The 18,777-nt window shown below is 68.5% G+C and carries 17 protein-coding genes and 3 pseudogenes; 7 read left to right on the plus strand and 13 right to left on the minus strand.

Annotation, left to right across the window (positions count from 1 at the left end; translation table 11 throughout):
- Positions 1–174: 174 nt before the first annotated feature.
- The 7 genes from ACFWU6_RS15765 to ACFWU6_RS15795 all read right to left on the minus strand — a co-directional run bounded on the left by ACFWU6_RS15765 (position 175) and on the right by ACFWU6_RS15795 (position 8,113).
- Positions 175–2,103, minus strand: a complete 1,929-nt coding sequence (locus ACFWU6_RS15765; protein WP_383981427.1) for a beta-galactosidase — start codon at positions 2,101–2,103, stop codon at positions 175–177.
- On the minus strand, positions 2,100–3,137 hold the full coding sequence (locus tag ACFWU6_RS15770; RefSeq protein WP_383981429.1) for a zinc-binding dehydrogenase: 1,038 nt from the start codon (positions 3,135–3,137) through the stop codon (positions 2,100–2,102). The genes ACFWU6_RS15765 and ACFWU6_RS15770 overlap by 4 nt, the downstream gene beginning before the upstream one ends.
- Positions 3,134–4,102, minus strand: coding sequence for an inositol monophosphatase family protein (locus ACFWU6_RS15775; RefSeq protein ID WP_383981431.1), 969 nt, complete (start codon positions 4,100–4,102; stop codon positions 3,134–3,136). The genes ACFWU6_RS15770 and ACFWU6_RS15775 overlap by 4 nt, the downstream gene beginning before the upstream one ends.
- Positions 4,099–5,367 (minus strand): aspartate aminotransferase family protein, encoded by a 1,269-nt coding sequence (locus ACFWU6_RS15780; RefSeq protein ID WP_383981433.1) that lies wholly within the window; start codon positions 5,365–5,367, stop codon positions 4,099–4,101. Before ACFWU6_RS15780 ends, ACFWU6_RS15775 begins: the two co-directional genes overlap by 4 nt.
- Before the next feature lie 234 nt (positions 5,368–5,601).
- A complete protein-coding gene (locus ACFWU6_RS15785) occupies positions 5,602–6,195 on the minus strand; it encodes a GPP34 family phosphoprotein (protein WP_383981435.1) in 594 nt (197 codons plus the stop codon).
- Entirely contained in the window at positions 6,192–6,794 is a 603-nt protein-coding gene (locus ACFWU6_RS15790; RefSeq protein ID WP_383981437.1) for an HAD family hydrolase, read from the minus strand. Before ACFWU6_RS15790 ends, ACFWU6_RS15785 begins: the two co-directional genes overlap by 4 nt.
- Before the next feature lie 62 nt (positions 6,795–6,856).
- Complete coding sequence (locus ACFWU6_RS15795; protein ID WP_383981439.1) at positions 6,857–8,113, minus strand: MFS transporter; 1,257 nt, start codon at positions 8,111–8,113, stop codon at positions 6,857–6,859.
- Positions 8,114–8,280: 167 nt separating this feature from the next.
- Between ACFWU6_RS15795 and ACFWU6_RS15800 the strand changes: the two genes are divergently transcribed.
- Both ACFWU6_RS15800 and ACFWU6_RS15805 read left to right on the plus strand, forming a co-directional pair.
- On the plus strand, positions 8,281–9,048 hold the full coding sequence (locus tag ACFWU6_RS15800; protein ID WP_383981441.1) for a DeoR/GlpR family DNA-binding transcription regulator: 768 nt from the start codon (positions 8,281–8,283) through the stop codon (positions 9,046–9,048).
- Between the two features lie 1,171 nt (positions 9,049–10,219).
- Positions 10,220–10,432 (plus strand): annotated as a pseudogene (locus ACFWU6_RS15805) (LuxR C-terminal-related transcriptional regulator); the annotation flags it as partial.
- Positions 10,433–10,725: 293 nt separating this feature from the next.
- Here ACFWU6_RS15805 and ACFWU6_RS15810 read toward each other — a convergent pair.
- Positions 10,726–10,926, minus strand: a pseudogene (locus ACFWU6_RS15810) (flavoprotein); the annotation flags it as partial.
- Between the two features lie 12 nt (positions 10,927–10,938).
- Between ACFWU6_RS15810 and ACFWU6_RS15815 the strand changes: the two are divergent.
- The gene (locus ACFWU6_RS15815) at positions 10,939–11,259 is read left to right on the plus strand and encodes a hypothetical protein (protein WP_383981468.1); all 321 of its coding nucleotides are present in this window, start codon (positions 10,939–10,941) and stop codon (positions 11,257–11,259) included.
- Positions 11,260–11,337: 78 nt separating this feature from the next.
- Complete coding sequence (locus ACFWU6_RS15820; protein WP_383981443.1) at positions 11,338–11,817, plus strand: hypothetical protein; 480 nt, start codon at positions 11,338–11,340, stop codon at positions 11,815–11,817.
- A gap of 82 nt (positions 11,818–11,899) precedes the next feature.
- On the opposite strand, the gene ACFWU6_RS15825 is transcribed toward ACFWU6_RS15820, so the two are convergent.
- Positions 11,900–12,139, minus strand: a complete 240-nt coding sequence (locus tag ACFWU6_RS15825; RefSeq protein WP_383981445.1) for a hypothetical protein — start codon at positions 12,137–12,139, stop codon at positions 11,900–11,902.
- A 200-nt stretch (positions 12,140–12,339) separates the two neighbouring features.
- Here ACFWU6_RS15825 and ACFWU6_RS15830 point away from each other — a divergent pair, with 200 nt between their 5' ends.
- On the plus strand, positions 12,340–12,522 hold the full coding sequence (locus tag ACFWU6_RS15830; RefSeq protein WP_383981447.1) for a hypothetical protein: 183 nt from the start codon (positions 12,340–12,342) through the stop codon (positions 12,520–12,522).
- 540 nt (positions 12,523–13,062) lie between these two features.
- Here the strand turns inward: ACFWU6_RS15830 and ACFWU6_RS15835 are convergent.
- From ACFWU6_RS15835 to ACFWU6_RS15845, 3 genes are all read right to left on the minus strand, one after another.
- On the minus strand, positions 13,063–13,254 hold the full coding sequence (locus tag ACFWU6_RS15835) for a hypothetical protein (protein ID WP_383981449.1): 192 nt from the start codon (positions 13,252–13,254) through the stop codon (positions 13,063–13,065).
- Between the two features lie 768 nt (positions 13,255–14,022).
- On the minus strand, positions 14,023–14,520 hold the full coding sequence (locus ACFWU6_RS15840; protein WP_383981451.1) for a hypothetical protein: 498 nt from the start codon (positions 14,518–14,520) through the stop codon (positions 14,023–14,025).
- A 67-nt stretch (positions 14,521–14,587) separates the two neighbouring features.
- The gene (locus ACFWU6_RS15845; protein ID WP_383981453.1) at positions 14,588–17,359 is read right to left on the minus strand and encodes a trypsin-like serine peptidase; all 2,772 of its coding nucleotides are present in this window, start codon (positions 17,357–17,359) and stop codon (positions 14,588–14,590) included.
- Between the two features lie 664 nt (positions 17,360–18,023).
- On the opposite strand from ACFWU6_RS15845, the gene ACFWU6_RS15850 reads away from it, so the two are divergent.
- Together ACFWU6_RS15850 and ACFWU6_RS15855 are read left to right on the plus strand one after the other, a co-directional pair.
- On the plus strand, positions 18,024–18,458 hold the full coding sequence (locus ACFWU6_RS15850; protein WP_383981455.1) for a hypothetical protein: 435 nt from the start codon (positions 18,024–18,026) through the stop codon (positions 18,456–18,458).
- Between the two features lie 10 nt (positions 18,459–18,468).
- Positions 18,469–18,582: pseudogene (locus tag ACFWU6_RS15855) on the plus strand (IS5/IS1182 family transposase); the annotation flags it as partial.
- A gap of 34 nt (positions 18,583–18,616) precedes the next feature.
- Here ACFWU6_RS15855 and ACFWU6_RS15860 read toward each other — a convergent pair.
- Entirely contained in the window at positions 18,617–18,757 is a 141-nt protein-coding gene (locus tag ACFWU6_RS15860) for an integrase core domain-containing protein (RefSeq protein ID WP_383981464.1), read from the minus strand.
- Positions 18,758–18,777 lie beyond the last annotated feature (20 nt).

The following is an 18,777-nucleotide window of genomic DNA, read 5'->3' on the forward strand; positions in this document are numbered from 1 at the left end:
GCGAGCAGGCCGGGCAGCGGGGGCGCGCCGTCAGGTGCGCTCCCCACCGCCCGGCCTTCGGGAGACCGTGACGCGCGCGGCGTCGGTCTCCCATACCCCCGGCAGGACTGCCGTCGGCCGGGGCCGGGCGGCGGGGGGCGCGCTGTCAGGTACGCACCCCCGCCGTCCGGGTTCTCAGGAGGCCGTGACGCGCTTCGCGTCGGCCGATTCGCCGCCCCAGGTGAGTGCGGCGGGGGTGGCGGACGGCTCCTCGGGGGTGGCGAGCCATCCCGTGAGTGCGCCGTCGCGGGTGACGAGGACCGCGGCGGAGCCGGCGGGCAGGTCAAGCGTCCAGCCGCCTCCGGTGCCGGTGCCGGTGACCCGGTCGTCGGCCTCGGTGGGGTTGAAGGCTCCGATGACGCGGACGCCGTCGGGGCCGGACCGGCTCAGGAGGCGGGCTCTGCCGTGCGCAGTGGTCCAGCTCCCGCCGGCCGGAGCTCGGAGCCCGGCGGCGATCGAGGCGACGAACGCGGCGGCCGCGCCGTCGGCGGACCGGTCGGCTGGGAGCCTCAGCTCGCCGGGGAGGTCTCCGTCGGGGTGCCCGGCCCGCAGCACGGCGACGGGGACGGGCGTGCCGTCGGCGGCGGGCGCCGGGTTCTCGTCGAGCCAGCCGAGCCCGAACAGCAACCCGGAGTGGGCCAGTTGACGGTCCACGGCTTCGGCTAGTTCCGCGAGGACCGTACGGCCGGTGCGCTGCCAGGCGCCGGCCTCGGGCAGGGCCCGGTCGACGAGGACCACCGCGTCGCGGTCCAGGACGCTGCCGGTCAGCAGGTCGCCGAAGCGTTCGAGGAACGCGGCCAGCAGGCGCAGGCCCTCGGCGTTGGCCTGGTGGGAGCCGGACTCGGCAAGCGGCGCACCCGGGGTGTACGGCGGTGCGTGCAGGCCGGGATCCACCCCTTCGGCGCGCAGGCCGTCGGGGTCCATGTCGACCAGGGGGCCCCAGTTCTCCGTGGCGCAGGCGGTGTAGACGCTTACGGTGGTGGAGCCCAGCAGGAGGGCCAGCAGCGCGTTGAAGACGGGGGTCGCTGGCCGGGCGTAGGACTCGTCGGTCCAGGTGAATCCCCAGTTCGCCTCGGCCACATCGGTGCCGCCGAGGAGGATCCCTGCCAGGTGGGACCCGAAGGCGGTGGTCTCCCGCGCCGGATTGCCGATCCATTCGGTGTGCCCGACGAAGTACCCGGAGCCCTGGATGGCGCTCTGCCGGGCGGCCCAGGCGTCGAGCGCGGCGCGCGGTGCGGTGACCTCGGTGAGGGGGACGTTGGCCAACCGGGCCGGGCCCTCGGGGAAGAGGGCGGAGATCCGGTCCCACAGGCCGACGATGGCGTGGCCGGACCACCGGGACCACAGCTGACGTGTGGCGCTGGTCCACTGGGTGACGTCCTGGGCGGCGAGGGCGGCCTCGTCGGGCAGATCGCGTCCGGTGAGCCAGTGGGCGAAGGCCCGGCGGGCGGGCGGCGAGGCGTCCTGGGCGTCCACGGGAAGGTGGGCGTCCCCGCAGGTGCCCTCGTTGCCGAGCTGGAGGGCGACGACGGGACCGTCGGGGGCTGTGGCCCCGGCGACGACCTCGTCGGCGACGGCCTTCAGCCAGGCCTCGGTCTCGGCCTGGACGGCCGGGTCGAGAAGGCTGGGCAGCGGCTTGCCCTGGGAGGTGAGGACGGTGCCGTCCAGCCCCTGGTACGGGGTGTGCTCGGGGCCGCAGAGGCGGTCGGGCAGCCCGCCGAGCTGGACCTCGGCGTGGATGAAGGGGCCGGGCTTGAGGAGGACGCTCAGCCCGGCGGCGGCGGCCAGCTCCAGCAGTCCGACGACATCGCGCTGCGGGTCGGTCTTCCCGGTGAAGTCGAAGGAGCGGTCTCCCTCTGCCCTGCCGAGCGGCCCGGCGGTCTCGTGGAAGCGCCACGGGAGGTAGCAGGAGACGACGTCCACGCCCAGGGCGCGCAGTTCGCGCAGGTTGGCGGCCCAGTTGGCGGGGTCGGCCCGGTAGTACGGGTACTCGCCGATGACGACGGGCCGGGTGGCGCCGGGGATGAGCGCCTCGGCGAATGAGGTGCGCTGCGTGGGACTCATGCGTCCGCCCCGGGGTGCGGAGGTACGAGGACGACCTTCAGGGCGGTGTACTCGGTGCCGGGGACGGCGGCGAGGGCCTTGAACGCCTCTTCGTGGTCGGCGAGGGCGAAGCGGTGGGTGACCACGCGCTCTAGGGGCAGCTGCCGGGCCAGCTCGACGGCCTTGGGGAAGATCATGCTGTTGTAGTCGCCGGCGCCGATGATCTGCAGGCCGCGCTGGAGCAGGGCGAGCGGCCGGACGGTGGCGGAGGCGTTGCTGTTGAAGCCCATGACGACGACGCGGCCGCGGACGGCTGCGTAGCCGATGCTCTGCTCCAGGAGGTTGCCGACGGAGTCGACGACGAGGTCGCCGCGCTCGGCGAGGGCGGGGTCGTCCGGGGTGTGGACGGTGACGCGGCCGCCGAACTCGGGGGCATCGAAGATCTCCTGGCCAAGTCGGCCGCGCACCGGGTCGGGCTCGACGAGTAAGACCGTGGCGCCGTACAGCTGGGCGGCCATGGCGGTGACCACGCCCATGGGGCCGCCACCGACGATGACGGCGGTCTCGCCCGCTGCCAGGCGGCCGGCCTCGATGTTGTTGAGCGCGCAGGCGAGCGGTTCGACGACGACGGCGCGGTCGAAGTCCATGTCCTCGGGGACGGCGTGGCAGAAGAGCTCGGGAAGGCGGATGAACTCGGCGAAGGAGCCGTCGTAGTCCAGTCCGACCTCGGTCCCGGCCTTGCGGCCGCAGAAGTTCCAGTGGCCTTCGAGGCAGTTGGCGCAGTTGCCGCAGTACAGGGTGGGGTTGACGATGACCCGGTCGCCGACGGCGAAGCGGGTGACGCCCGGGCCGGTGGCGTCGACGAAGCCGACGGCCTCGTGGCCCATGACGACTCCGGTCTCGGCCGGGAACTTGCCGACGAGGACACTGCGGTCGGTACCGCAGATACCGCTCTGGGTCACGCGGATGACTATGTCGTCCGCGGCCAGCGGCTCCGGCTTGGGGTGGTCGATGAGGGTGAGCGTGCGCTCCGCGGTCAGCGTCAGGGCCTTCATGATTCCTCCCTCGCGGGCGCGGCGGCGCGGCCCAGGTCCCAGCGGATGGTGTCGAGCAGTTGCTTGTGGAGTTCGGGCGTGGCGGCGGCGATGCAGGACTTCTGGTTCATGGGGCCGAGGTCCACCAGCGAGGTGCTGCCGAGGTCGTCGCCGTAAGCGTCCGTGATGACGACGCCGGCCTGCCGGGCGAGGTAGACGACGGCGGCGATGTCGTAGGGGAAGAGGTGCAGGATCGAGCCACGGCCGACCCGCAGGAACGCTTCCTCGGTGTCCGGGTGGTCGCGAAGCACGCGGTTGCCGATGTCAACGTAGGCGTCGAGCTGGCCGGTGATAATGCGGGAGATGGAGAAGGTGCTGCTGTTGAAGACGAAGATGCCGCCGGTGTTGGCCGATTGGTCCACGAGGTGGCCGTACGCCGCCGTCATCAGGTCCATCGGGTGGCCGTTGAACTCGATCGACCAGAACATGTGGGACGGGTCGGTGTTCCGGCTCAGCCGCGGTACCGGGGTGGTGAATCCGCCGCTTACCAGGCCAGAGGCCTCGTCGCCGTACAGCCAGGCGCCGCTCTTGATCTCGACCAGGCAGGCGGCGTCGACGTCGGCGAGGGTGGGCTTGCCGTCGCCGTAGGGGGCGGCCGCGATGGACACCATGCCCATCTCGAGACCGGCCGAGGTAGGGCGGGTGCCGTCGATCGGGTCGACGACGAGGAGGATCTGCGGATCAGGGGCGAGCTCGACGTAGGAGCCGTCCTCGGTGTAGAGGGCCGTGGGGACGTGGGCGTGCTCGCGCAGGTAGTCCAGTACGGCCTTCTCGGCCACCTCGTCGACGTCGAACTGGGCGTCGCCGCCGGGCGAGTCACCGTGGACGCTGCGCTCGCGGCCGGTGGCCTCGTAGGCGAGGAGCTCGGCGCGGACGTGTTGTCCGAGGGAGGTGAGCAGCCGCTTCATCGGGGTGTCTTCGGTCATCGGGCCAGCTCCGCGAGGAAGAGGTTCTCCAGCTTGTCGCATATCTCTTCGGCCTGGTCCATGGTGAGGATCAGCGGCGGGCGGATCTTGAGGACGTTGCCGTAGCCGTACCGCGAGGTGCGCAGGATCAGGCCGTGGTCCATGGCCTTGGTGGCCAGGTGGTTGGTGAGCTTCACGGCGGGCCGGCCGTCAGCTTCTGCCATCTCGAAGCCGATCATCAGTCCGACGCCGCGGACGTCGACGATCTCCGGGTAGCGGCGCTTCATGTCGTGGAGGCGTTCCATGATGTAGCCGCCGGTGCGGGTGACGTTCGCCAGGAACTCGGGCTTCCGCACGATGTCGAGGGTGGCGTTGGCCGCCGCGGCGGCCAGCAGGTTGGCGCCGTAAGTGAACGAGTGGTGGTTCGCGGGGAGGCCGGCGAGCCGCTCGTTGGTAATGATGGCGGCGACCTGCGCACCCGATCCGCCAAGGCCCTTAGCCGTGGTAATGGCGTCGGGTTCAACGTCGAAGTACTGGGCCGCGAACATGTGGCCGGTGCGGCCGATGCCCGTCTGGATCTCGTCGAATATGAGGGCGATGTTCTGCTCGTCGCAGAAGGCGCGCAGTTTCTGCATGTAGCCATCCGGCGGGACGATGTTTCCGCCGTTGCCGGATATCGGCTCGATAAGCACGGCGGCGACCCGGCCGGAGCTGGCGTATTCGACGAAGTCCTCGAGCCGGTCCACGCACATCATCCCGCAGGAGCCCTCCTTCTGCCCGTAGAAGCAGCGAAAGCAGTACGGGTCCGGGACCTGGAGGCTGCCGGGGAAGAGGTTGGGGAACGGCTCGCGGCGGAACGCGTTGCCCGACATCGACGTCATCATCATCGTTTGTCCCACGTGACTGCGGAACAGCGTGATGACGTCGGACTTGCCGGTGGCCATCTGGGCCATCTTGATGGCGCCCTCGTTGGCGGCCGAGCCGCCCGAGACCTTGGGGTGCACCTTCGTCAGGTTGTCGGGAGAGACCTCCACCAACCGCTGGACCAGGCCGTTGACCGGTTCACTCTGATAGGAGGAGGTGATGTGGATCACCTTATCGAGCTGGTCCTTCATCGCGGCGACGACATCCGGGTGGGAGTATCCCAGGCTCAGGTTGAATGTCGCCGACGCGCAGTCGAGGTAGCTCTTCCCGTCCTCGTCGTAGAGGTAGACACCCTCGCCCCGCGCCATTTTGTAGTCACTGACGGGGTAGTAGATGTGCTCGGTAACATCCTTGGTTTCCATCGGTCCCTCTCACAGGGGTCGTTCGAGAACGTCAAGGCACGGGCGGCGGAAATACGACTCACGCCCAAATAAAAAGAAGGGGGGTACGGCTTGCTGCCTGCGGGGGGCGACCGGATGCTTCACCCATTTAGATGGGGATCTCACGGTGGCGCCCGCCCATTCATAAGATCACATTCCAACTCGCTCTGACAAGCGGCCTTTTGGAGATGCAGATCTCTTTCCGATGCGGATCCTCTAGCCGTGAAATGCGAGGGCGCCGGCGGAGCCGCTCAGCGAACGGGACACCGCCGTCGCGGCGCGGGCCGCGGGCAGCCCCGCGGGCCCCAGCGCGGCCACGGCCCACAGCGTGTGCCGGGTCGCCTCGCGCCGCGAAAGGCCGGGCCAGCACAGGTCGTGCAGTCCGGACGCCGCGATCAGCGCACCTGCGGCCACCGCGTGCCGTACGGACCGGTCGGGGTCGCCCACCGAGCGCCGCACCCGTCTCAGCGCCTCCGGGGGCCGCAGGCCGGCCGGCACTGGACGGGAGGAGGAAGAGGAGGAGGCGGTGACGAGCGCCGCGGGACCCAGGCGTTCCACCCAGTCGGACAGTGCCCGGTCTCGGGCGGAAGCCTCGACGCGCGCCAGGAACGCGTCCAGCACCGGGTCGTCGCGGCGGCCCCGCCCGGTCGGCCGGACCCGGTCGCCGGACAGCTCCAGCCGGCCGGCCAGCACGCCCTGGAGGAGCATCGCGCCGGCGAGCCCCCGGCCGGTCTCGGTCTCGCGGCGCGGCGGCGGAAAGCTGCCGTGCGCGGCGACACACAGGGCGTACAAGTGCGCCGGTGTCGTCACGTCAACGCTGGCTCCAGTAGGTCCCACAAGGCTTCTGGCGAGGTGAACACATGACCCTGGAGGCCAAGTCGGCATGCGGCGTCTACGTTCTCGACCCGGTCGTCAACGAACAGGACCTCCTCGGGCGGCAGTCCGAGCTCGCGCACGCACCATTCGTAGGCGGCGGGCTCGGGCTTGGCGCTGCCGATCCGGCAGGACAGTCCGCGGACCGCGAACCGCTCCAGCCACGGATGGGTGGCCTCGTACAAAACGGCCAGGTCCTCTGGAATGTTGGAGAGGAGGCCGAGCACGACTCCCCTGTCTGCGAGGAGGCCGAGTAGGTCCACCGTCCGCTGGTCGATCTCGCTCCAGCTGGCGAGGTCGGCGGCGGTCAGCTCATCGGTCAGCCGCCGGTCGCGTGGGATGCCCAGTTCCGCGCAGACCGCTTGCCAGTAGTCGGGCCCCGTAACCTCGCCGCGGTCGTAGGGGGGCCGCTGTGACCAGTACGCCGCCCAGAAGCGGTCGGGGTCGCCACCGGCCGTGCGTTCCAGGACGGTCATGGACTCGGGCGACTGGACACGCGCGATGACACCGAACATGTCGAAGAGGACGGCTTTCATCCTTCGGTTCCTCACGTTCTACGGGTTCAGGGTGTTCGGAGTTCAGAGGGTGGCATCAGCGTTCAGAGGGTGGTGACGGAGTCCGTGCGCCCGGGGTCCGCGTGCCCGGAGTCCTTGCGTCCGGGGTCGCTCGGGCCAGGCACGCCACCGGGGTCGGGGGCGTTGCGGCGCAGCCACAAGCTCAGCACGCCGCAGACGACGGCGAGCAGGAACAGCAGCAGCGGCACCGTCTTCACCTCCATCGTGTCGATGACGGCACCCAGCAGGGGCGGGAACGCCACCCCGCCGATCATCGAGGCGGCGATCACATAGGCACCGGCGGCGGCCACGCCGGGCACGGCGCGGTTCAGCCAGGGCAGGCAGGTCGGGAAGATCGGCGCGATCATCAGGCCGACGCCGAAGTACGCGTACGGGGCGAAAGCCGGAACCGTCGCCAGGAGGAGGAAGCCAGCCATACCGGCGCAGCAGACGATGAGGATCGACGGCGCGGGCCAGCGCAGGCTGATCGGCGCGGCGATGAACCGGCCGATGGTCAAGGCGGCCCAGTAGGCGGAGGTCGCGGTCGCGGCGGTGGCGGCGCCGTATCCGACGGCCTCGAGGTGGGTGGGTTCCCAACCGCCGACACCGGTCTCGATGGCGACGTGAAGGACGTAGATCCCGATGAACACCCCGATGATCGGAAGCACCCGGGCGCCACCTGCCGGTGCGCCTTCCACAGAGGCGGGGGCAGGCTCCCGGGCGGCCACCCCGCCGAGGGTGAAGAGGATCAGCAGGCTGATCACTCCGGTGCCCACGAAGATCTCCGGGTAGCTGTCCGCCCCGAGCCAGCCGATCAGGGCGGGGCCGGCGATCGCGCCTATGCCGAAGTGCCCGTTTAGCAGGTTGAGCATGGCGGTGCTTCGGCGGCCGAACCCGACGGCGAAGAGCTGGTTGAGGCCGTAGTCGATGCCGCCGAAGCCCAGGCCGATGACGAACGTGCCGGCCAGGGCGAGGGCCCAGCTCGGGGAGAAGGCGAAGACGACCGCACCGACGGCCATGAGCAGGTACGAGCCGCCGAGCAGCACCCGGTTGTTCAGGCGGCCCCGCAGGAGGTGGTAGATCAGCACTCCGAGGAGGGCTCCCACGAAGTGCGCGCTGAGGCTCAGACCCGCCACGGCCGGACTGATGCCGAACTCGTCCCGCAGGGCCGGGATCGCCGGACCGTAGAGTGCCTGGAGGGCGCCGATCACCATGAACGCCAGGCACGAGGCGACGATCGCGACGGTGGTGAGAAGGGGCTTCCCCCCTTCTGGCAGATCGGCCTCGCTGGTGGCGGCCATTGCTCTCCTCATCGGTCATGGCCGAATGAACACGATTGACGTTCACATCGGCAGGAAGTTCACGTTACTGCGATCACGCTACACATCATCAATGTTCATTTCAACAGTATCGATGTGCGAAACGCTCGGCAGGCCCCCACCGTCCTATCTGTGCTAAAAGCAGACACATGAACGTGATGGAGAGGCACAAGTTCGTCGTGGGACTGCTCATGCGGCAGAACCGCGCGACGGTGGCCGAGCTGGCCCAGACCACCGGGGCGTCCGAGATGACTATCCGCCGGGACCTTGAGGTGTTGGAGTCCCGGGGGGCACTGCGCCGGGTGCGCGGCGGCGCCGTGAACAGCCTGCCCGGCGGCGTCGAGCCCCCCTACGCGATCCGGGCCATGTCCGGAGCGCAGGCCAAGGAACGGCTCGGGCGCGCTGTGGTCGAACTGCTCACCGACGGCGAGACCGTCGCTCTGGATACGGGCACGACGGCTGTCGCCATCGCAAAGGCCATGGCGGACCGACAGTTCACCGTCACACCACTCTCCCTGCACGCAGCCTTCACCTTGTCCTCGAATCCCGGCATCCAACTGGTGATGCCCGGCGGCCAGGTGCGCCCCGAGGAGCTGTCCTTCTACGGCCACGCACCCGTGCAGACCTTCAAGGACCTGTGCTTCGACACGTTCATCCTGGGCTGCTGTGGGGTCGACCCCGTCCAGGGCGCCACCGCCTACAACCTCGACGACGTACAGGTGAAGCGGGCGGCGGTCGCCTCGGCGCAGCGCGTGATCCTCGTCGCGACCGCCGACAAGATCGGCCGTGCGGCGCTGGGCCGCATCTGCTCCATGGAGGAAATCGCCCTCGTCGTCACGGACGCCCCCGCGGACTCCCCCGCGGTCGAAGTACTCCGTGACCAGGGCGTCGAGGTGGTCCACCCGGCGAACGACTGAGTCTGGGAGCCGATCGGCCGACCCCGAAGGGCGGGGCCGGCCGGCCGTCTGGGATGCATGGGAACGAGAACCTTCCGGTTACTGTGCGCCTCTGGATCGGCACGCCCCTTCAGCATCGAGTGGCGCGGCGGCCCGCGCCAATGGGGAGCGACCGTCGTCTTACCGACTGTCGGAAAGACGACAGCAAGAACTTGCTGCAAGTTTTAGGTACATAGGTAGGTGTTCCGGCCATCCCTACAGGGGCATACCGTCCAGTCGGCAGGTTCGAGCCCCCCGCCGAATTCCGCTGTGGCCCAGGGATGTCGAGCCGTCCTCCGGCCGACTCCTCACCCGGGCAAGCATGGCCGATACACGTTCCCCGGTCGACGGGCCCGGGCGGAGTCTCCTAGCATCGCGATCGCGACGATGTGAACGAGAGGGCACCCCAATGAAGCGAACCGCACTGAAACGCCCGCAGGACCGTGACCACCCCCGGGAGCTCACCCCCGAAGAGATGGACCTCTACCGGGAGTTCGTGGAACAGGGCCCCTTCCAATCGAGCCAGGTGCTCACCCGGGCGGAACCCGAGACCGGAGCCCACACCCTCGACGCCCTCGTCTCCACCGGCCTCGTCCAGCAGATCGGCCCCGACTGCTTCGCGGCCACCAACCCCACCGACGTGTCAGCGCAGTTGCTCAAGGAATGGGAGGAGCGCGTACAGGGAGCCCAGCTCGACCTGCTGCGCATGCGGGGGCAGCTCGCGGAGCTGGCCATCGTGCACGCTTCGCGCCACCGCACCCTGGAGGGGCCGCCGTTGGAGCTCATCGATTCGTCGGAGGAACTCCGGTACATCCTCGAGAGCCAGGCCGGCGCCTGCACGAAGGAACTGCTCCGCGCACAGCCGGGCGGCGGCCCCCTGACCACGGCCGAGCGGCACCGCGACCGCGACCGCGACCTCCTCTCCCGCGGTGTGCTCGTGCGCGCGCTCTACCAGCACTCGGCCCGCTTCGACCCGCCGACCGTGCGGTACGAAGCGGAGCTGGCCGCTCTCGGCGCCGAAGCCAGGACGGTTTCCGGTGGCCTGGCTGGGTGCCTGGTCTTCGACCGGGCCCTGCTCGTCCTCCCCCTCCGCGAAACGGCGGGCGGGGCACTGCTCGTCCGCAGCCCGGACCTGGTCGCCTTCGTCGCCGAGATGTTCGACGTACTGTGGGCGACGGGCGAGCACATCGGCAAACCCCGCGAGAAGGCCTTCATCCAGGACATCGCCGACCAGGCGAAACGCTCCATACTCCAGCACCTGATGCAGGGTGACGACGACCGCGTCACGGCCCGCGCCCTCGGCATCTCGGTGCGCACCTGCCAGCGCCATGTATCCGCGATCATGCGCCAGTTGGGCGCGACGAGCCGCTTTCAGCTCGGCTACCTGGCCCAGCTGCACGGGCTGCTCGCACCCGACGCCCCGGAGAGCGCCCGCACTAACGTCTCGACATCAATGTCAACCCATGAGCCCATGCCTGCGCCGAAAGCTCCTGAACCCCCGCGGTGTGTCGAGGACAGCGGCACCTGGATTCACTTGTCACGGGGCCGCGGTACCGAGCTCCCCGGGGCGGATCAGCCAGCTCCAGGAGGCGTACCACTGACACCTCCGGAGCCATTCGTCAAGAGAGGTGCTCGCAACGCCGGGGCCGGTCGCCGGGGTCAGCAGCCGCCCGAGGGGGCCGGGGCGCCGATGGTGAGGGTCGCCGGGGCCGCAAAGCAGCCGCCACCGGTCTCCTCGGTGCCCTCGGGCTGGTCGAAGAGGCCCGCGCCGCCGCAGACGCCGGTCTCGGGAAGGGTGAGTTCGACGCGCTCGGCAGCTTCCCGGTCGCCGGCGAGGTAGGCGGCGATGGAGCGGACCTGCGGCAGCTGGTCATGGCCATCGCCCGCCGCCAGCACGAACACCGCCAGCGCACCGCCGACCGGCTCAAAGTCCTCGACAGCGGTCTGCTGCCCGCCGAGCTCACCGAGATGGGCCTGTACTACCGGTCCAAGGCATACAAGGACCTCAGCCAGAACCAAGCCGCCCGCGCCGGAATGCAGCAGGTCGCCAACGCGGGCCGGTACGCTCCCCGGGCCCGCCGGGGACTTGCCAACCTGGCCCGCCTCGCCGGCGACTTCCTTACCGCCCTGGCCGCCGTCCCCACCCTGGGCTGGAAGGGCCGCCACCACCGCGTCCTCGGTGACATCCTGTAGTCCCACGCCAATACTGCGGCCGCCGTCGCCGGCCGCGCGGAAGCCGAGCAGCACGGCGCCGCTGGCGAGCGCGCCATTATGCAGGTCCGCCTCGCCTTCGCGGTCTCCTTCGCCGACCCCGACCCCGACCCCGACGAGCTCGCACTCGCCCGCCCGCTCCTTGAGGGCCTCGATCAGCGCTCCAATCCCCTCCTTGCCCAGGTCGTCTCCCTGATCAAGGACGCCGGAACCAGCGGCGTCACCGACCGCGCACAAAGCCTGAACGCCGAGATCGAGGCCGCGGGGCTTCCCTTCCTCCACCGGTTCGTGGAGCTCGCCCTCGCCTTCCACCACGCCGTCCGCGGCAAGGACCAGGGCCTGGCCGCCACCATCGACCGGCTGCGCGCGCTGACCGTCACCGGCGACTTCGCCTACTTCACCGACATCGCTCACTTGGTGGGCGCCCCGCCCCTTCCGGGGCCGTCGACTACCCGCTGGACTACGAGCGAAGACGACGTCCGCTCCGCGTGGCGCGGCCGCGTCCAGACCCGGCAGGAACACCTGCTCGCCGGAAACTGACCCTTGGACGCACGACGGCCCCGACCAGAGTGTCTGGTCGGGGCCGTCGCCATGTACGGGCCGGGCGCCGGGCCCGGAGAAATCAGCCAGCGTCGGGGCGCTGCCCCACGAGCTGGGTGAGCAGCTCGATGATCTGAGCCTGATTCCGGTCGATCTTCTCGTCGAGAGCCTCGACCTTCTGGTCCAGGTTGCCGATCTGGAGGCGCACTGCGGTGAGGTCGGACTTGATGATCCCGAACTCGCGGTCGTACTTCCCCGCGACCTCTTCGAAACGCCGGGTCAGAGCAGCGAGCTCGCTGTGGGCGATGGGGTCCTCGGGCACGCGGGTACTCCTGCCAGATCACAAAACCGCAGAGAAGAAGACTCCACGATATCGCGCCCGCACCCCCGTACGACCGCCGGTCCCGAACCTCATGCGCGACTGAGGCGACAACATACTCGTGATCACCTGACCCGACGCCGTGCTTGTTGCCACAGTTGAGGCACCACGGCAGAAGCCGCCGTCGATCGTGAGGAGCCATCGTGACCCTGACCGGCTACGAAACCCAGGTGCTGCACCTGCTCGCCGGATCCACCGAACCCATCGGCACATTCGATGTCCCGCACCGGCTGCAGAGGCAGCCGGTTCCCTACCCCGACGCTCCCGACGAGGACCCGGTGCGCGCGGCCTGGACGGAAGAGCGGCTCGGCTTGTGGAGTCCCTGATTGCTCTGTGCGACAAGGGCTCGCCGACGTCGCCGTGCGCGCCGACGGGGAGAACGGCGACCGGTTCGTGGTTACGGAAGCGGGCCGGGTCTTCCTCTCGCAGCAGTAGGCCGTACGTCCTTGCTGCCCCGCGCTGCGATCGAGCAGGACGGACACAGGCCGTGCCAACACCGGTCACGATGATCAGCTGTCGAGGAGTCCGAGTTCGCTGTCGGGCCGGCACAGCGGGCACGCGATGACCGACGGCATGGTGCGCAGCACCTCCAGGACCGACTCCCGGGGTGGCTGCCTTGCCCCGGTTGGTGATCCTGCAGGTGCCGGTGTGGACGCGCTCGGACCGACGGGCGGCGCCGATGCCGTACTCGAGCCACCAGTCTGGAGGACCCGGGGGCGGACGGCGGCGGGCCCGCTCTTCCTCCGCCGCCCGGACGACACTGATCTTCTCGTCGACACGGGCGAGCGTGAGCTCCAGCCAGCGGCGTATGACCAGGAGCTGGTCCAATGTCGGCGGCAGGGGCAGAAGGGGTTCTCGCATGGCGGCTACGCCGCCTCGGGGGCTTCGGCCGGGCGGGCGTGCCGCTTCAGCTGCATCCGGGTCTTCACCGGGATGTCGGTAGGGACGCTCTTCCAGTAGGGGTGGTCGCCGACGTCAATCGACAGCTGCCGGATCTCGGCCCACATCCAGTCGACCGTTTCCTTGTGCTCGTCGCTCCAGCCGGGGCTGTCGGGCACGTCCCCGCAATGGGAGTACCGCTCACCGGGCGCCCACCCGTTCAGGGGCTCCACGCTCCACGGCAGTAAGGCCAATTAGGCGCGGTGCTCGGCGTGCGCGCGTGCGCGCGGTGCAGGCGCTCCTGCAGCTGAAGGAGGCCGTCGGGGACGGTGCTGTCGTCGGCCACCCTTGAATCGTAATTGTGTTCGATTCTGGATGCGAGGTCGGCGCTCCGAGCAACGGTCACGCTGCGTACGCGACCATAACAAGTGGAACAGAACCAGATCCCACCTATGCAGCAGCCGCCACAACGCGACGCGTCAGCTGCGCATGGTCGGCCGCACGGTATCGCTGCGCCCAGAGCAGGCTTGCCAAGTCGCCGAGCACCTGAGCGCCGGCGCCCCCGGGCACCCCTGGGAGGGGACCCGCTTCGCGGCGTCATGGGGCCGACAATCTGGATGCGACCCTGGTTCGTCCGAACCTGGTCGCGGAGATCAGCGCCGACCGATCCATCGACCGCGGTGGGGTATTCCGGCCCCCCTCAGGTTCAAGCGGCCGCGCCTGGACGTGGAGCTGGAGGACGTCCCGGCATTCAGCCAAGGGCCTACCGCCGCAGCTGGCTGAACCCACCCGGAGAGCATCACATGCGAGAGTTCAGTCCGGATCAGCTTCAGATCGGCATGCACCTGCTGGGTTCGATCAATGCCGACCATCCTGGCCGCGGTGAGCTCCTCCTCACCTCATCGAGGTGAACCGCCCGACTCCGTTCGCCTGTCGCACTGGTGGCGTCAGCAGCCCACGATCCCGTCGGCACATCCCTGCACGTTCGTGGGGTCGAGGGCTTTAAGCTCCCAGACGATAAGGCCCATGGGGTCGCCGGGCGCCGGTGCGACTGTCATCGTGACGGGCGGACCAGCGGGGAAGTTGATGCGTACCGGGAGTCTGCGAGCGGTACCCGCGCAGGTGACGTCGAATTCCTTCTTCGAAGCTTCCCGGTGAAGGGAAACTGTCACCTGCCGTACGTCCGTGCTGTCGCAGACGAGATCGAGGCGGTAAGGCTTGCTGCCACTCGTCTCCAACCTCTCGTTCAGGCCTGAACCGATGTGGGGGGAACCGAACCGCACGCGCTGCGCCGAGGCAGGATCATCCTTCAGGGCCGCTTGCGCCCTTTGCAGCGCATCGTCCGGCTCCCATTCCGCCTGGGGAGCCGGGTCACCCCCTTGCCCGGTGCATGCGGCGAGAGCCGTGACGACAGCCAGGAGGACGAGGAGCTTCGGTATACGCACGGCAGTGTTCCTTGGTTCGTGCGGTGGGGGGCTTCGCTCCAGGCGGAGCCCCCCACCGCCAGGGGGTTTAGTGGCTACGGCGATACAGCTCTGGTCCACACACCTTGGCACAGGGGTCGTCCGGACGGACGGCGCCATTTGTTGCGGCCGCGAAGCCTGCCGCCGCCGGCGGTACAAGCTGATACTCGCGGCCCACCGCGTCGGCCTGGGTGTTTCCGTACACGGTGACCTCGCCGTCCGACCAGCGGACGAAGAGGTCGTCTTCCCAGTCGTTCATGCCGTACTCGCCCAGGGCGATCACCCGCGCATGGGTCCATGTGGAGCTTGATGCGACGACGCTCTCATTCTGCAGCCGTCCGGTGTTCACGTCGGGGAAGACGCTCACCTTCCCGCTGGCCCATACGACCAGCAGGTCGTGGTTGGGGGCAGCGCCATTGCCGTCGCCGTCAAGGTCGCCTCCCGTCATGAGGCTGGCGGTCTGCCAGAGGTCGTTCGGCGCCGCGAGCTGATCCTCGGCGTGAAGTCCCGCCCCGTCGATGTCGGTGTACTTGGTGAGCTCACCGTCGCTCCATCGGACGATCAGGTCATCCGGCCACTGGTTGCCGCCGTATTTGCCAGTGGCGAAACCGCGGGCGTACTTGAAGACGGAGTCCGCCGCAGCGAGGGTGATCTCGTTGGGAAGATGCTGGTCAAGCGCGGTGGGGAGCTTGGTGTTCTGGCTGACGTCGGGATAGATGGTGACTTCGCCGTCCACCCACTTGACCATGAGGTCGTAGGCGTTGGTGCCCGCGTAGTCACCTGCCGTGATGAGGTCCGCGTAGTTCTTCCACATGGCGTTGGGCCCGGCCAGCTGCGTCTCGCAGGGCTCGTTGGGCTTACAGCCGGCGTAAAAGCCGAAGTTCTGGTCGCCGGGGTACAGCGTGACCTCTCCGTCGTCCCATTTTACGATGAGGTCCGAGTCGCCGAACTCCTGAGAGCTGGTGTGGAAGGTGCCGGACACGGCGCCGGTGGCGTGCTTCCAGAGGTCTCCCGTGCCCATGGTCCCGCCGGTGGGCTTGTCGGGCTCGTAGTCGTTCACCGCCTGGTTGTAGAGGCGGATGATGTCCGCGTCGAACTGGGAAGAGTAGGACTCGTCGTCGATGGTGCCGCCGGTCTTCCACCCACCGATGACGCCGATCACGTCTCCGCGCTTGCCGTCGAAGTTGCGAAGGAAGGGACCGCCAGACACACCGCCGGCGTAACCCTTACAGGCGATCTTCAGGAACCGTCCGGAGAAGCCGGTGGTGTTCGTCGAGGGGCAGACGAGCGGAGCCTTGGATCCTCCGGGGAAGCCGAACAGGCTCACGTTCTTCTGGCTGAGCTGCTGCGATGACAGAGTGGTAAGAGAGTTGCCCATGCCGGTAGCGTTCTCGAGGAACTGACCCTTTGAGTTGGGGCCGACTCGCATGAACGCGAAGTCGAGATCGTCCGCCTTGGACGGCCCTTGGGTGAGGTACCTACCGTCGATGTAGAGCTTCCCCGCCACCATCGGGAAGATGCCGTACGGTGCCACACCCCGGTTCGAGTTCGCGGGGTCCGGCTTCCAGCCAGGTGCGAAGGCCAGGCGCTTCCAGCGGTCATTGTCGTTCAGGCAGTGGGCTGCGGTGAGCACGATCGACTTGGTAGGCGAGGCCACGGAACTCGCCGAGCAGAACTGGTCGCGTCCGCCCGGGTCTGACTGCGGGTCGTCGTCCTCATTGATGAGGAACACGCCCACCGTCGCGACGCCGTTGTTGTCGAAGTGGGAAGGTGCGGCCGCGACGACGGCGCTTTCGCGTGCGACTCCTGGGGCAGACTGTTTGGCGCCCTTGGGAGTGGCTTTGGCGATGCGTTCAGGTGTCCAGTACGCCTCGGCCTCCTTGGCGGCCGCGATCTGGGCGGGCGTCGCCTTGAGGCCGTCGTCTTCAGGGGCCGCCGGATCCGATGGCTTGGGAGACGTAGGGGATGGACTAGGAGTGACGGAAGGCTTGGCTTGGGGGGCCGGTTGCGAGGGGGAGGCGCCGGGTGGGGTGATCGGCGGAGTCACAGTGGGCTTGCTGCCGCTGACAGCCTCGGCGTAAAGGGCCTGGACCGTGTTGTCAAAGTACGCACTGTGGATCTCGGAAGGCTTTTCGGTAGCGGCGATGCGCTGCGAGACGCCGATGAGGTTGCCTACGCGGGTCTTAGCGTCGTAGTCGGCGATGAAGACCGAGCCCCCGGCGATTCTTCCCGCGGTCGGGCCGCAGTCCAGCAGCAGGTACGGGTTCGGGGCGCCTGTTTTCGCCTTGGACGTGTCACCGGTGCATGGGTCGCCCGGCCGCGTTTCCGAGGCTCCGTGGCCTGCAACCCGAACTCCCTTGTGGGTGTGGCCTGCGTCGGTCAGCAGTCGGTGGCCGGGCACCGTGTCCTCGAGTTCGTCGCCGTTGAGACCCTTGTCGACCATGGCAAAGCCGACAGCAGCACTCTGTGCGGCCCCGCCCGACTCGGAGCCGGTCCACACGAGGGACCGGTTTCCCTGCCTCTTGACGGTGTAGACACCCTTCGGTGCCTCCAGGGCGCCGGTGGCGTTCTTGAGGACCTGGGGCGCGAATGCGAGCTTGTCCGCGGGGTCGCCGGTCAAGCAGTCAGCGACCGTCGCAAGCAGGTTGCGGTTCGGGCTTGAGGTGACGCCCGCACCGCAGAAGTACAGGCCCTTCTTGGTCAAGCGGAACAGGACTCCGGTGTCCGGGCCTTCCGCGTTCTGTGTCGGAAACCGGGAACCCAGCGGGTGGTCCTTGAGTTCCGTGCCGCCCTGCACGGTCCACGGCTGGGCCGCTGCCATACGCTTCGGTGAAAGGAGAGCCTGCGCTTCCTTCGCGGTCCAAGAGGGGGCGGCATCGGTCGACGGCCCTCCAGCCGAGGGACCGGGGGCGGATGGCTGCGCCGCCACACCTGTTACAGCCGACAGGAGAATTGTAGCCGTAGACGCCCCGACCCCGAGAGACCGGAGCGTTGTACTCACTCTCACGCACTACGCCCTTCATTCGAAGAAGTTCAAGGCGGTGCAACGGGAAGCCGCCTCGATGATCGTTCGAACATAGGGTCGTTTTGATTAACGGGATGGAGATTATTCGGTTCCCGCGAACAGTTGTGGCCTGATCCTGGCGGCGCGCATCGTTCCGCTTCACCCCGGCGTCGTTGGTTGTGGGGTGCCCTGTCCCGCCCCACGTACGGGCCCTCAGACGGCCCAAACTCCTTGCCACGTCTGACGCAACCGCGCATAAATAGCTACAAATTCAGGCTCATCGATTTGGCTGGAAACGAAACTGCGCCCAAAAAGATCACAAAGGGTAAGCAATCGGATAGAAGGCCGTGAATGAACAATTCCGGTTCGGCGCAGGCGCCTCCGCGGGTGAGTGCAGAAATTCCATCGGGCGAGGACGTCACCTAAGGCTTGTCCCGTTAAGGCTGCGAGCTGGGAGGTCCGTCGGCGGTACTGTCGGCCGATGGAGTCTGAGAAGTCGAACGAGTGCCTGCTTCACGGCGCTGGGGTGAGCGGGCAGAGCTTGGTGGGGCGGCGGCTTGCAGAGGCCGTCGGGTCGTGGCACTTGTACGGCAGTGATGACCCCGTCGGCCCGTTGGATGTGTGGCTGATCGATGATCGGGGTGCCAGCATTCACATCACGACTGGGTCGGATTGGTGTCTGATCGTTGAGGTGTCGGAGCCGCACGCCGGCTACGACATGGGCGTCTCGGGGCTCATCACAGTGGGAGCGATCGGCGAGAAGACGCCGTTCGCATACCACCTCGGGGAGAGCGTTCTGGCGGTGCGAGAGGACCATGAACCGAACACCGGGCGCATGGCCCTGGAGATCTCCTTCCCCACGGGTCGGGTCCGATGTGAAAGCTGGGCTGGGGACCTCCGCCTGACCGTGGTGTGATGATCTCGGTGTGGCTGGTGTGATCACGGCGTCGGAGCCGTCTTGGATAGCCCCGTTCAGCGGGCTGAGCCCGCGCTGTTTCGGGAAGCTGGTGACCGTGTTGCAGCGCGAGGGTGCGGACGCGTCTGAGGTGACCCCCGGAGTGTGGACACAGGGGTTCATGCAGCGAGTGTGAGTTTATGGCCTCGCTGTTGCTGGTGCTCGAACTCGGCGGGTGACAGGTAGCCGAGCGAGCTGTGGCGCCTGCGGGCGTTGTAGTAGGTGAGCCACTCGAAGATGGCCAGCCTGGCCTGACGGATCGTCGTGAACGGCCTGCGCA

The sequence above is a fragment of the Streptomyces sp. NPDC058674 genome (assembly GCF_042716505.1).
GTDB lineage: Bacteria > Actinomycetota > Actinomycetes > Streptomycetales > Streptomycetaceae > Streptomyces.